The organism is Rhodococcus sp. EPR-134 (assembly GCF_001647205.1).
Taxonomy (GTDB): Bacteria; Actinomycetota; Actinomycetes; order Mycobacteriales; family Mycobacteriaceae; genus Rhodococcus_F; species Rhodococcus_F qingshengii.
This window is the reverse complement of record NZ_LVCT01000374.1, coordinates 1-13,437: the sequence shown is the minus strand read 5'-3', so window position 1 is coordinate 13,437 and position 13,437 is coordinate 1. Positions and strand designations below refer to the sequence as shown.

Genomic DNA, 13,437 nt, shown 5'->3' with positions numbered 1-13,437 from the left:
CCCGCCCTTCGTATGTCACCGGGCAGTGACGCCGTTCGCCACCCGTGGGAAATCCCGCTACTCGTGCTCGCGGTACTGACGACGGTCGTCACTTATGTGGTGGCGATCGTTCTGATCGCTGCGGGTGATCTGTCGACGTGGATCCTCGTGGTGCTCGCGGCTCCGATCCTGCTGTTCCTCGCGCGAGGTCAGCTGTACGGATCGCAACAGGTCAACGGAATCAAGATGACGCCTTCACAGTTTCCGGAGGGGTATCAGCTGGTTGCCGAGGCTGCGGCACGATTCGGCATGAAAACTCCGCCGGATGCCTACGTCGTGCTGGGGAACGGACGGATCAACGCGTTCGCGTCGGGGCACGGATTTCGCCGTTTCGTCGTCGTCTACAGCGACCTGTTCGAAGTCGGTGGGCAGGCACGCGAGCCCGATGCGCTCGCATTCATCATCGGCCACGAGGTCGGCCACATCGCTGCCGGGCATGCGTCGTACTGGCGCCAGTGGGGACAGTTCGCGTCGAACTACATTCCGGTGATCGGGTCTTCGCTGTCGCGTTCCATGGAGTACACGGCGGACAACTTCGGCTTTCACATGCGTCCGCAGGGTGCACCGGGCGCGATGGGCGTCCTAGGCGCGGGAAAGTATCTGGTGGGTCTGGTCGGGTTCGACGAACTGGCCGATCGGGCGACACTCGAATCCGGGTTCTTCCCGTGGTTCGTCAACATCTTGTCGTCGCATCCGGTGCTGACCTGGCGTGCGGCTGCGCTTCGCAACCGCACGCACTCAGGGCATCTGTTCTTCCGGCCGGGTCAGCTCTACCGAAATCCGGCGCTCACTGCCGCTCAGTCGAACTGAGGATCCTCGTTGCGGGTCCGCTTGAGCTCGAAGAAGTGGGGGTAGCCGGCCAGCGCGACTGCGCCGTCCCACACCTTGCCTGCGTCCTCGCCGCGCGGGATGCGTGAGAGCACGGGGCCGAAGAACGCCACACCGTTGACATGGATCGTCGGGGTTCCGACGTCGGGTCCGACGGCGTCCATGCCCTTGTGGTGGCTCTCGCGCAGAGCCTCGTCGTACTTGTCGGTGTCGGCGGCCTCGGCCAGTTCAGGTGGCAGGCCGACCTCGGCAAGGGACGACTTGATGACGTCGGCGAAGTCCTTGTTTCCCTCGTTGTGAATCTTCGTCCCCATCGCCGTGTACAGCGGCAAGAGGATATCGTCGCCCTTCAGCTGCGCTGCAGCGATGGCGACACGGACCGGGCCCCAGGCCTTGGTCATCATCTCCCGGTACTCGTCGGGAAGGTCACGGCCCTCGTTGAGAACCGCAAGGCTCATCACGTGGAACTTGGCCTCGATGTCGCGTACCTGCTGGGCCTCGAGAATCCAGCGTGAGGTGATCCAGCACCACGGGCAGAGCGGATCGAACCAGAAGTCAGCAGTGTCCGTGGTCTTGCTCGAGGTTGCGCTCACGAAGAAACTCCCTATCAGTTCATGTCGGTCAGGTCATATCAGTTCGGGGACATACTCCCGTTCTGCCAACAATCATGAACCCGCAATCCTTCCCGCGCTTTCCCCCGAACCACCTCCCGATCGCAGTAGTGTCGAAAAGAAACGAGTACGAAGGAGTGGTTCAGTAATGAGCACCAACCGGAGATTCGTGATCGTCGGCGGCGGGCTCGCGGGCGCAAAGATCGCAGAAGCCCTGCGTGACAGAGATTTCGACGGTGAGATCACCGTATTGAGTGAAGAAGACCACCTCCCGTACGAGCGTCCGCCGCTGTCGAAAGAGTTCTTCGCCGGCAAGAAGACACTCCCCGAATTCACCGTCCACGACGGCGAGTGGTTTCGCGACCATCGCGTCGATCTTCGCCCGGGAACGACGGCAACGGCCATCGACCCCGCTGCGCACACCGTGTCACTTCCGGACGGTTCCACGATCAGCTACGACAAGCTCGCCTTGGCCACCGGTTCGCGGTCGCGGCGCCTCGACATCCCGGGATCCGACGCCGAGGGCGTTCACTACGTGCGAACAGTCGATCAGGCCGCCGCGCTGCTGCGCACCCTGGCCGCCGACAAGAAGCTCGTCGTGATCGGTGCCGGCTGGATCGGCCTCGAAATTGCCGCGTCGGCTCGCGGTTTCGACGTCGACGTCACCGTGCTCGAGCATGCCGGACTTCCGCTCGAATCGACCCTCGGCCCGGAAATGGGTGAGGTCTTCGCCGCGCTGCACCGCCAGAACGGGGTGGACTTACGCACCGGCACGGACGTCACCGCAATCTCTGTCGACGGCGGTCACGCCTCGGGTGTCACTTTGAGTGATGGAACCGTGATTCCGGCCGACGCCGTGTTGATCGCTGTCGGCGCATTGCCGAACACCGAGTTGGCATCGGAGGCGGGTATCGACGTCGAGAACGGGGTTCTCGTCGACGCCGGTCTGCAGAGCAGCGACCCCGACGTGGTCGCAGTGGGTGACATCGCGGCCGCACAGCATCCGATTCTGAATGCACGAATTCGGGTGGAGCACTGGGCAAACGCACTCAACCAACCCGAGACGGCCGCAGAGACCATGTTGGGACGGCCCGCCGAGTACGTACGCATGCCGTATTTCTTCACCGATCAGTACGACCTCGGAATGGAATACGTAGGTCACGCACCGCACGGCGGCTACTCCCGTGTCGTCACTCGCGGCGACGTCGACAAGCGCGAGTTCCTGGCATTCTGGCTCGATTCCGCGAACAAGGTGCTCGCCGGCATGAACGTGAACATCTGGGATGCCGGTGACGCCATCAAGGAATTGGTCGCGTCTTCGCGTCCCGTCGATCCGGAGCGGTTGGCCGATCCGGAGATTCCGCTGGCAGAAGTGTCCGCTTGAGTGAAGTCGTTCTCTTCGTGATGGGATGGACGTAATAGATCCGCACCATCTACGAGGAGATCTTTGTGGTCGCACCGAACCTGACACGCGAAACCGCAGCGCAACGGTCAGCAATCCTGACCGTCGAGAACTACCTGATCGAACTCGATCTCACCGACGGCAAAGACGCACCCGGCGAGGAGACGTTCTCCTCGAAGACCACCGTCACGTTCACCGCCACGGCCGGAGCAAGCAGCTTCATCGACATCGTCGCGGCCAGAGTCCATTCCGCGGTCCTCAACGGCACCGCGCTCGACGTCTCCGGCTACGACGAGTCGACGGGCATCAGCCTGCCCGACCTCGCTGCCGACAACGAGTTGGTCATCGAGGCCGATTGCATCTACTCCCACACCGGCGAGGGACTGCACCGATTCGTCGACCCGACCGATGACTCCGTCTACCTCTATTCACAGTTCGAGACGGCTGACGCCAAGCGCATGTTCGCGTGCTTCGATCAGCCTGATCTCAAGGCCACGTTCGACGTCCGCGTCACCGCTCCCACGTCGTGGAAGGTCATCTCCAACTCCGCGGTCGTCGAGACCCTTGCCGCCGATCCCGGCAAGCACGTTTTCCGGACCACCCCGAAGATGAGCACGTACCTGGTGGCGCTCATCGCCGGTCCCTACGCGCAGTGGACCGACAACTACTCCGACGAGCACGGCGACATCCCGCTCGGAATCTTCTGCCGCGCTTCGCTGGCCGAGTTCATGGACGAGGAGCGACTGTTCACCGAGACCAAGCAGGGATTCGACTTCTACCACCGCAACTTCGGTGTTCCCTATGCTTTCGGCAAGTACGACCAGCTCTTCGTCCCCGAATTCAATGCGGGCGCGATGGAGAATGCCGGCGCCGTGACATTCCTCGAGGACTACGTCTTCCGCTCCAAGGTGACCCGCTACTCGTACGAACGTCGTGCCGAAACGGTCCTGCACGAAATGGCGCACATGTGGTTCGGCGACCTCGTCACGATGGCGTGGTGGGACGACCTGTGGCTCAACGAGTCGTTCGCGACCTTCGCTTCGGTCCTGTGCCAGACCGAGGCCACGGAGTACGCGAACGCCTGGACGACGTTCGCCAACGTCGAGAAGTCGTGGGCGTACCGCCAGGACCAGTTGCCGTCGACGCACCCGATTGCCGCGGACATTCCGGACCTGGCCGCCGTCGAGGTCAACTTCGACGGCATCACCTACGCCAAGGGCGCGAGCGTCCTCAAGCAGTTGGTGGCATACGTCGGACTCGAGCCGTTCCTCGCCGGACTGCGTGAGTACTTCCGTGAGCACGCATTCGGAAACGCAACATTCGACGATCTGCTGGGCTCACTCGAAAAGTCCTCGGGCCGTGACCTTTCCGACTGGGGTCGGCAGTGGCTCAAGACCACCGGTTTGAACATCCTGCGCCCCGACTTCGATGTCGACGCTGACGGAAAGTTCACCCGCTTCGCCGTCCTGCAGGACGGTGCTGCACCAGGCGCCGGCGAGCGGCGAATCCACCGGATCGCCATCGGCATCTACGACGACGTCGACGGCAAGTTGGTGCGAAGCCATCGCGTCGAACTCGACCTCGATGCCGTCGAAAGCACGGATGTCCCCGAACTTGTCGGCGTCGCCCGCGGTGCACTCGTGTTGGTCAACGACGACGATCTCACCTACGGCTCCGTGCGACTCGATCCCGAATCGTTGGCGACGGCGATCGAGCGGGTCGGCGACATCACCGACTCACTCCCCCGCACCCTGGTCTGGTCGGCGGCGTGGGAAATGACCCGTCAAGCCGAACTGAAGGCACGCGACTTCGTCGCGCTGGTCGAGCGCGGCATCAGTTCGGAGACCGAAGTCGGTGTGGTGCAACGTCTCTTGCTCCAAGCCCAAACCGCCATCGGCTCCTACGCAGATCCGGCCTGGGCCGAGGCCGAAGGCGCGGCGAGCTTCGCCAATCGGTTGCTCGAACTCGCACGTGAGGCAGAGGCCGGGTCCGACCACCAGCTGGCATTCGTCAACGCACTCACCGGCGCAGCACTCTCCCCGTGGCACACCGAGGTACTGCGCGAATTGCTCGACGCCGATCCCTCCACCGTTGGGCTCGACGGCCTGATCGTCGACACGGACCTGCGCTGGCGCATCGTCGGGGCACTCGCGGCCGCCGGTGAGATCGACGCCGAAGGAACCGCAACTCCGTTCATCGACGCCGAAGCTCAGCGTGACCCGACCGCTGCGGGCGCTCGTCAAGCCGCGGCGGCCGCGGCCGGACGTCCGCAGGTCGCTGTCAAGGAAGAGGTCTGGGCAAAAGTCGTCGGCGACGACTCCGTGCCCAACATCACCGCGCGATCGATCATCGGCGGGTTCGCTCGCGAAGGCCAGGACGAATTGCTCGAGCCCTTCGTCTCCCGCTACTTCGCCGATATCGCGGCGGTGTGGGAACGACGCTCGAGCGAAGTGGCACAGACGGTCGTCATCGGGCTGTACCCGTCGTGGTCGATCTCGGACGAATCCGTAGCGGCAGCAGACCGGTTCCTCGAAGGCGACATCCCTCCCGCGTTGCGTCGCCTGGTCGTCGAAGGTCAGGCCGGCGTGGTTCGTTCACTCGCAGCACGAAAGTTCGACGCGAGCTGACATGCGAAAGGCCGGTGCTCGCTTCGATTCTCACGAATCGAAGCGAGCACCGGCCAGTGTCTTACAAGTCAGGGCGCTGAAATCGCGGCTGCCATAACGCGGATAGCGCTGATCAGTCCGTCGATCAGGTTGCCTTCACTGAAAGATGCAACAGCTGCCGTTGCTCCGAGCTGGGTAACACGATCGGTGACCCGATCGGCGATTGCCCGACCGCTGCGAACCTCGACGGTGCGCTGGTTGGGCGAAACGGCGATCAAGACGGAACGCTCGGCTTCGGGCGTGGTCGGGAACAATGCGTCGGCACCCGCTGCCGGATCAGAACCGAGATCACCGACGTACGCGTTGAACCGCACCTTGGTGGCCCGCGTCGCTTCGGTCATCGCGACGTCGAGCGCGACCAGATCCATGGTCTCGAACGGAAGATCGTCGGTGAACGGCTCGCCGATGCGATGCACACCGGATACGCGTCCACTGGACGTGACGACGCTGCCGACGGGCAGGTCCTCGGGCGCTACTGCGAGCGCGGTCGAATGATCACCACTTGCCACTTGCGGACCCTCCGATCAGATCAGCCGAACCGGCTTCGATTGCGTGTGCACTGCCGTGATGGCCACCGCGAACGGTGACCTCGTCGACAGCACTCCACAGCACGGGAGCGTGATCCCACGACTCACCGAGATGGAACGCCGGCGGAACCGGTCCCGGCGTCTTCTTCCCGAGGAAGGACGCAGCCGCGAAGAACGCGGTGATCAAGGCCGGAATCCCAACGTATATCAGTACTACCTCGAGAATGCTCACACCAGATAACGTAGCCCAGAACGCCAGGAAGGAAAGCGTCAGGGCCACAAATTCTCGGGCAATTTCGTTTCGGTGACGCTAGAACTCAATTCAGGCTGCGCCCACGCCGACACATTGCTCAGGCTGCGCCCACGCCGAGATACGGCATCCACGCCGGATGCAATTCCTTGGTCGCCGCGAGCAGACGCCAGTGAGGTCCGGACGGCGGGACCAATTCCGCACGGAGGGTCCATCCGAGTTCGCTGAGCATCTTGTCGGCCTTGCGGTGATTGCAGGGGGCGCAGCACGCGACGCAGTTCTCCCACGAATGCCCGCCACCTCTGCTGCGAGGAACGACGTGGTCGATGGTTTCGGCTTTGGCTCCGCAGTACGCACATCGGAAGTGGTCACGATGCATCAGCGCGGCACGAGTCATGGGGATGCGGGCGCGATATGGAACGCGCACGTAGGTGCGCAATCGAATGACCGAGGGAACCTGCACCGACCAGTCCGCGGAATGGACTACCGGGCCCTGTTCGTCCTCGTGGACGGTATCGGCCTTGCCGCAGGCCATCAGTACGACCGCGCGCCTGGCAGGAAGGGCGGTCAGCGGTTCGTACGTGACGTTGAGCAGTAGCACCCGACGTTTCACCCACTCGGGGACTACGCGATCGGGAGGGAACATCTCGACGTGAGAATGCTCGTCGGAAAAGAGTGGGTCGGCAGTGTGCGCGAACCCGTCAGGAACAACTTCCAGAACAGCCCCTAACGCGTGGTCGTTCCGCGCGCTAGTGGGCTGGAGTTGTCGGTGATTGCGTGCAGCATGTCGGTTCTTCATACGACCTCCGGGAGACTGCCCCCAAGTTGACCACGGATGATCGCGTTGCGCACTCCCATTTCGAACAAAATTGCCAGGACGGCCGGTGAATTTCCGGTGAATGGGTACGCACTCCGACTCGATACAACCGTCGTCGACCCGGAAACCGACCACTACGGCCGTCAGGCACAATGGAACTTGCCATGAATGACGTACAGCACGACGTGCAGCAGACCTTCTACGACGCCGTCGGCGGAGCCGAGACGTTTCACAAGCTCACCGCGCGATTTTACGAAGAAGTCGCGAAGGACGAGGTTGTGCGCCCGCTCTACCCCGAGGCCGATCTCGGCCCGGCCGAGCGGCGGATGCGGATGTTCCTCGAGCAGTACTGGGGCGGACCGCACACGTACTCGGAGGAGCGTGGACACCCGCGTCTGCGGATGCGCCACAATCCATTCGTGATCGGCCCGATCGAGCGTGATGCGTGGCTGCGGTGCATGCACGTCGCCATCGCGTCCATCGACGAGAAGACTCTGCGCCCGGTGCACCGCAAGCAGTTGATCGACTACATGGAGATGGCTGCCGCGTCCATGGTGAACTCCGCTATCTGACCGTCTACCTAGCCTTCGGCCTGAACACGCGCGCGACCCGGCGGGCAGCGCGTACCCCGAACGACACCGTGGGATGCAGGGGCGAACTCAAGATTGCATGCTTGCGCACGTACTCTTCGACCTCCCACTCCGACCAACTGCCCGCACGGAAGAGTGCGGCATCGCCGACACTCAGGGTTCGCTCGGCGATTCCGTCGGCCTGAACGGTGACCGACCCTTCGATGATGTGCACGATTTCGTCCGCGTGGAAGTACCAGCGGAAGCGCCCCTTCGTGCAATCCCCGACGTGTGTAGTCGTGGTCCCGTCTTTACTCGCCGACCATTGCGCCGACCGTGCAACCGGTGTGCCGAAGATTATCCAGTCGCGGTTGATCGGATCATCTTCGAGCAGTACATGATCCAAACTGACCGCTTCGATTGCCGACAAAGTCAAGGCCAAGCCCCCTTGGTTGAATTCCCGAATACTTCTCCCCCGGCAGTAACACCAAATTTGCCACATGGTGTCACCGCGTGAATGCAAAGTACACCAAGGCTAGGTAAAGAGTCACGCTTTTGCCGTGTCCAAGTCGTGAGAGTGCCAGACGTTTGGCACTATGAACTGCTGTGAGCACCCCCGCGGATTCGTCCTCTGTAAGCCGGCCCGAAGCCCCGTGGTGGAACGAGGCGGTCTTCTATCAGATCTATCCGCGTTCTTTTGCCGATTCGGGCAGCGACGGTATCGGCGACCTCGGCGGAGTCGAGGAGAAACTCGGCTACCTCGAACTGCTCGGCATCGATGCAATCTGGTTGAGCCCGGTGATGAAGTCACCGATGGCAGACCACGGCTACGACGTCTCGGATCCTCGCGACATCGATCCCTTGTTCGGCGATCTGGCGACGATGGATTCACTGATCACGTCAGCCCACGAACGCGGAATCAAGGTCACGATGGACCTGGTCCCGAACCACACGAGTGATCAGCACGAGTGGTTCAAGGCAGCCCTGGCGTCGGCGCCCGGTTCTGCGGAGCGATCCCGTTACATCTTCCGAGACGGCAAAGGTGAGAACGGCAACGAACCGCCGAACAACTGGCCGAGCATCTTCGGCGGCCCGGCGTGGACCCGCGTCACCGAAGCCGACGGAACACCCGGCCAGTGGTACCTGCACATCTTCGCCAAGGAACAGCCCGACCTGAACTGGGACAACCCCGAGGTCTTCGACGACCTCGCCAAGACTCTGCGGTTCTGGCTCGAGCGCGGAATCGACGGATTCCGCATCGACGTGGCCCACGGAATGGCCAAGCCCGACGGTTTGCCGGACCACGACTGGGAGCTCAACGAGCTCATGCGCAATTCCGACGACGACCCGCGGTTCAACAACCCGGCAGTTCACGAAATCCACCGCGGCATCCGCAAGGTCATGGACGAGTTCCCGGAGGCGATGACCGTCGGCGAGATCTGGGTGAAGGACAACCAGAAGTTCGGCGAATACATCCGGCCAGACGAACTGCATCTCGGATTCAACTTCCGACTTGCAGAAACCGAATTCTCCGCCGAGTCCGTCCGGGAGGCCGTGGAGAACTCTCTTGCGGCCGTCGCCGAGGTCGGGGGTGTGCCCACGTGGACGCTGTCGAATCACGACGTCGAACGTGAAGTCACGCGCTACGGCGGGGGTGAGATCGGAACGCAACGCGCACGGGCGATGATCCTCGTCGAACTGGCGCTTCCGGGCGCGAGCTTCATCTACAACGGAGCCGAACTCGGCCTGCCGAACGTCGAACTGCCCGACGAGGCACTACAGGACCCGGTCTGGGAACGATCCGGACATGCCGAGCGAGGACGCGACGGCTGCCGAGTGCCCCTTCCGTGGGAAGGAAGCGAACCCCCGTTCGGATTCACCACCGGCGCGAGCACCTGGTTGCCGATGCCACGCGAGTGGTCGACGCTCACGGTGGAGGCGCAGATCGAGGACGTCGACTCGATGCTCTCGCTGTATCGCGCCGCACTCGAACTTCGTAGCGCCAGGCCGGAGTTCTCCGGCGCGGACATCGATTGGTACGGCAGTCCCCCCGGCTGCCTCGCTTTCCGTCGACGCGGTGGTCTGATCTGTGCTCTCAACACCACGGAGGTACCGATCGCGCTGCCGAACGGGCAGCTGCTGTTGAGCAGCGCACCACTCGTCGACGGTCAGCTACCCGTCAACGCTGCGGCGTGGCTGATCTGAGAGAACACCGCACCCGCCACCTGTAACTCCTATCGTGCGACCATCAGCGGTATCGAACCACCGCGGTGACGGTAGATCGAACCGAACCGAGCATCGAGCCGCACCCACGATCTACTCGCCCGCACCCGAACCAGTTCCGAGGCGTCGATCTGCTCGAGATCGATGTCGGCGGTCATCGCCTCGGACCCGGTGTGCGGAACGAATCCCATTGCGGTCAAGGCAAAAATAACTCGCATCGAGATCCCGACCGTGCCGGACGGACCACTGACCTCGAGCACGTCCTGATCGAGCAACGACGCCGGCGGACCGTGACTACTTCCATGCTCCAGTGCCAAGGCGTTGCCCCGCTGCGCCAGTTCGATCAGCACCCGGGCGGGTACGTCGTCCAGGTGCTCGAAGCCGTCCATCGGCGGCAACGCCCCACGCCACGCCGAATCCATGGCGAACCCCGGATCGATCAGCTCACTTGTCGCCTGCTCCACCGCCGAGAGCAACTGATCGCCGGCAGCCGAGGTGTCGTCAGGGTTGATGGTGCCCGCCACGGTTCGCGTAGCGAGAGCGTCGAAACCCGTTGACGCCCAGACGCTCAGGTGAGCATCTCCGCGTCGACGCATCCGGATGACCGTGGACTCGTCCAAACGCAAGGCATGACCGATGAAGCCGGCCAAGTTCTTTCGCTCGGCCTCCTCGGGCACGGTCAGTACACGTTCATGCACGTTGCCAGCTCTCCAAGTACTCGCGCTCGGGCCCGCTGAGGCGACGCAAACGTTGAGTGTCGATATCGAAGGCCGCGATCTGAGTCGACGCCACGATGGACGGCGGGACACTGAGATCCGCACCGCGGGGGCGAACCTCGTACGCGATGGTGAAGTCCACCGCGCGCACCTTTTCCACCCACATGAAGACGTCGAGCGGCGAATCGTCGTGCCGCAGTTGACCGCGATAACGCACGTGGAGATCGGCAATCACGGCCCCGTCACGCAGGGTGACCGTCGGGCGCGAGTCTTCGAACAACCAAGGAATCCGCGCCTCTTCGAGCAACGTCACCATCCGTGCGTGGTTGATGTGCTGGAAGGCATCCATGTCGGACCACCGAACCACAACTTCGGCGTGGAATCCTTCGCTCAACGTCCTACCTCCGATCGGGTGCCCATGCTGCGCACCATGCTACGAACCTGACGCGCCGCCACCGAGAGCGTCGCGAGGTCAAGCGTCCCAGACTCGAAGATCTCGACGAGAGCTGCCCTCGCCCGGCTCAGACGCGAGGCGTTGGTCGACTCCCATTCGTCGATCTTCTCCTGCGGCGACTCCCCCGGCTCGCCGCCGGCCAGAACCTCCATCGTCAGCTGCCGAAGCGAACTGTAGAGGTCGTCTCGCAACGCGAGCCTCGCGAGCGAGTGCCATCGATCGCCGCGCTCGAGTCCCGAGACCGCGCTCAGCAACCAGTCGATTCCCAGATGCGCGTCCAAGGCGTAGTACAGCTCCGCAACTTCGGCGATGTCGTGATCTGCGATGTCGGCGATGTCCGCGATGTCGAGCAGGCAGTAGACGTCCAGCAGTCGGAACACGTCCAGCGCCAACGCTTCCGGAGCCCCGCGATCGATCACCGATTGAGCCCGCACCAGCAGATCGTCGAGTTGATGGCCCGCAAGCAGCCCCGGGACCAGAGGTGCCGTAGCCCGATACGCCGCCGAGTAACGCGCAACCTCGGCGCCGACGGCGATCGGCTGGGGCCGATTGGCCAGGAACCACCGCGACGCGCGGTCGAGCAAGCGGCACGACTCAACGATCAACTCGTTTTCGATCTCTGCACTGACGCCCGCCGAGCGGATTCGCGACCACACCTCGTCGAGCGCAAACACCTCTCGCACAGCGGCGTAGGCACGGATCGAGTCCGTACTGCTCGCTCCGGTCTCCTCGGCCAAGCGGTAGGCGTACGTGATTCCGCCGTTGTCGATCACTTCGTTCACGAGCATCGTCGCGACGATCTGCCGCCGCAACGGGTGTGCCTTGATCTCCGTTTCGAACCGATCGCGAACAGCGGTCGGGAAGTACTGCGGGATCTGCTGGGCGAAGAAATCGTTGTCCGGCAACTCGGTTGCGAGCAGATCGTCCTTGAGTGAAAGCTTCACGTGCGCCGTCAGCGTCGCCAATTCCGGCGACGTCAGACCCACACCGGCCTCGAGTCGACGCTCGATCTCCTTGTCGGTCGGCAACGCCTCGAGCTTGCGGTCAAGGCCACGTGCCTTGGTCAGATCCGTCAACTGACGGCGGTGAACACCGAGCATCTGAGAAGCGGTCACGCGGGAGATTCCGAGCAGCGCGTTCTGAGCAATGTTGTCCGCCAACACCAGCGCCGCCACGTCGTCGGTCATCGACGCCAGCAACGGATTCCGTTCCTGCGTGGGCAGTAACTGCGAACGCACGAGCGAATCGAGAAGAATCTTGATGTTCACTTCGTGATCGGAGCAGTCGACGCCGGCCGAGTTGTCGATGGCGTCGGTGTTGATGTGACCGCCGCTGGCGCTGAACTCGATTCTTCCCAGAGCAGTGACGCCGAGGTTGCCGCCCTCCCCGATCACCTTGACCCGCAGATCTTGACCGTCGACACGCACGGCGTCGTTGCTCTTGTCGCCAACCTGCGCATTGGTCTCGGTCGACGCTTTGACGTATGTACCGATTCCGCCGTTCCACAGCAGATCCACCGGTGCCGACAGAATCGCCTGCATCAATTCCGGCGGCGAGAGCTTCGTGACCCCCTCGGCCAGACCCAGTGCGATCCGGACGCTTTCGGCGATCGGAACCGACTTGACCGTGCGGTCCCATACGCCGCCACCTTCACTGATCAGGCTCTTGTCGTAGTCGGCCCATGACGACCGTGGCAACTCGAAAAGTCGTTGACGTTCGACGAACGAGCTCGCTGCATCCGGGTTCGGATCGAGGAAGATGTGTCGATGATCGAACGCGCCCACCAGACGGATGTGCCGACTGAGGAGCATTCCGTTGCCGAACACGTCTCCGCTCATGTCGCCGACGCCTACCGTCGTGAAATCCTGCGTCTGCGTGTCGACCCCGAGTTCGCGGAAGTGCCGCTTGACGCTTTCCCAGGCGCCGCGAGCGGTGATACCCATGCCCTTGTGGTCGTATCCCACGGAGCCACCGGAGGCAAACGCGTCGCCGAGCCAGAAGTCGTACTTGGCGGCAACCGAATTGGCGAGATCCGAGAACGTCGCCGTGCCCTTGTCCGCGGCGCCCACCAGGTAGCGATCCTGATCGTCCTTGCGCACCACTCGATCCGGCGTCACAACTTCGCCGGTAGCCGCGTGCACGTTGTCGGTGATGTCGAGCAATCCGGAGATGAACGTGGTGTAGCAGGCCTTGCCGGTTTCCAGCGTCGCCATTCGATCAACGGCCGGATCGCCCGTCGGCAGAGGCGGATTCTTCACGACGAAGCCGCCCTTGGCGCCGACCGGCACGATCACCGCGTTCTTGACGGCCTGAGCCTTCACCAAGCCGAGCACCT

At 63.1% G+C, this 13,437-nt stretch carries 13 protein-coding genes; 5 read left to right on the top strand and 8 right to left on the bottom strand.

Annotated elements, in window-relative coordinates; genetic code table 11:
• Nucleotides 1-12 precede the first annotated feature (12 nt).
• Nucleotides 13-849 (top strand): M48 family metallopeptidase, encoded by an 837-nt coding sequence (locus A2J01_RS16965; protein WP_228232720.1) that lies wholly within the window; start codon nt 13-15, stop codon nt 847-849.
• On the opposite strand, the gene A2J01_RS16960 is transcribed toward A2J01_RS16965, so the two are convergent.
• A complete protein-coding gene (locus A2J01_RS16960) occupies nt 837-1,460 on the bottom strand; it encodes a DsbA family oxidoreductase (RefSeq protein ID WP_007730951.1) in 624 nt (207 codons plus the stop codon). The genes A2J01_RS16965 and A2J01_RS16960 overlap by 13 nt on opposite strands.
• A gap of 166 nt (nt 1,461-1,626) precedes the next feature.
• Here A2J01_RS16960 and A2J01_RS16955 point away from each other — a divergent pair, with 166 nt between their 5' ends.
• Together A2J01_RS16955 and pepN are read left to right on the top strand one after the other, a co-directional pair.
• Nucleotides 1,627-2,862 carry an NAD(P)/FAD-dependent oxidoreductase gene (locus tag A2J01_RS16955; RefSeq protein ID WP_064113163.1) on the top strand — a complete coding sequence of 412 codons (1,236 nt, stop codon included), beginning with the start codon at nt 1,627-1,629 and terminating at the stop codon, nt 2,860-2,862.
• Nucleotides 2,863-2,927: 65 nt separating this feature from the next.
• Entirely contained in the window at nt 2,928-5,507 is a 2,580-nt protein-coding gene (gene pepN / locus A2J01_RS16950; protein WP_064113162.1) for an aminopeptidase N, read from the top strand.
• 68 nt (nt 5,508-5,575) lie between these two features.
• Here pepN and A2J01_RS16945 read toward each other — a convergent pair whose 3' ends face one another.
• The 3 genes from A2J01_RS16945 to A2J01_RS16935 all read right to left on the bottom strand — a co-directional run bounded on the left by A2J01_RS16945 (nt 5,576) and on the right by A2J01_RS16935 (nt 7,122).
• Complete coding sequence (locus A2J01_RS16945) at nt 5,576-6,055, bottom strand: DUF5130 domain-containing protein (protein ID WP_003944512.1); 480 nt, start codon at nt 6,053-6,055, stop codon at nt 5,576-5,578.
• Nucleotides 6,042-6,305, bottom strand: coding sequence for an aa3-type cytochrome oxidase subunit CtaJ (gene ctaJ / locus A2J01_RS16940; protein ID WP_007730943.1), 264 nt, complete (start codon nt 6,303-6,305; stop codon nt 6,042-6,044). Before ctaJ ends, A2J01_RS16945 begins: the two co-directional genes overlap by 14 nt.
• Before the next feature lie 118 nt (nt 6,306-6,423).
• Nucleotides 6,424-7,122: an HNH endonuclease gene (locus tag A2J01_RS16935; protein ID WP_197494241.1), complete on the bottom strand. Its 699-nt coding sequence runs from the start codon at nt 7,120-7,122 to the stop codon at nt 6,424-6,426.
• A 182-nt stretch (nt 7,123-7,304) separates the two neighbouring features.
• On the opposite strand from A2J01_RS16935, the gene A2J01_RS16930 reads away from it, so the two are divergent.
• A complete protein-coding gene (locus tag A2J01_RS16930) occupies nt 7,305-7,712 on the top strand; it encodes a globin (protein WP_064113168.1) in 408 nt (135 codons plus the stop codon).
• Nucleotides 7,713-7,716: 4 nt separating this feature from the next.
• Here A2J01_RS16930 and A2J01_RS16925 read toward each other — a convergent pair whose 3' ends face one another.
• Nucleotides 7,717-8,145: a cupin domain-containing protein gene (locus tag A2J01_RS16925; protein ID WP_231915811.1), complete on the bottom strand. Its 429-nt coding sequence runs from the start codon at nt 8,143-8,145 to the stop codon at nt 7,717-7,719.
• 170 nt (nt 8,146-8,315) lie between these two features.
• Here A2J01_RS16925 and A2J01_RS16920 point away from each other — a divergent pair, with 170 nt between their 5' ends.
• Entirely contained in the window at nt 8,316-9,914 is a 1,599-nt protein-coding gene (locus tag A2J01_RS16920) for a glycoside hydrolase family 13 protein (RefSeq protein WP_064113160.1), read from the top strand.
• 29 nt (nt 9,915-9,943) lie between these two features.
• On the opposite strand, the gene A2J01_RS16915 is transcribed toward A2J01_RS16920, so the two are convergent.
• The 3 genes from A2J01_RS16915 to A2J01_RS16905 form a co-directional block, all read right to left on the bottom strand.
• Complete coding sequence (locus A2J01_RS16915) at nt 9,944-10,630, bottom strand: hypothetical protein (RefSeq protein WP_054826989.1); 687 nt, start codon at nt 10,628-10,630, stop codon at nt 9,944-9,946.
• Complete coding sequence (locus tag A2J01_RS16910) at nt 10,623-11,042, bottom strand: acyl-CoA thioesterase (RefSeq protein WP_003944573.1); 420 nt, start codon at nt 11,040-11,042, stop codon at nt 10,623-10,625. The genes A2J01_RS16915 and A2J01_RS16910 overlap by 8 nt, the downstream gene beginning before the upstream one ends.
• Nucleotides 11,039-13,437, bottom strand: a 2,399-nt coding sequence (locus A2J01_RS16905; RefSeq protein ID WP_197494240.1) for an NAD-glutamate dehydrogenase domain-containing protein, incomplete at its 5' end; no start/stop codon positions are given. The genes A2J01_RS16910 and A2J01_RS16905, both read right to left, overlap by 4 nt.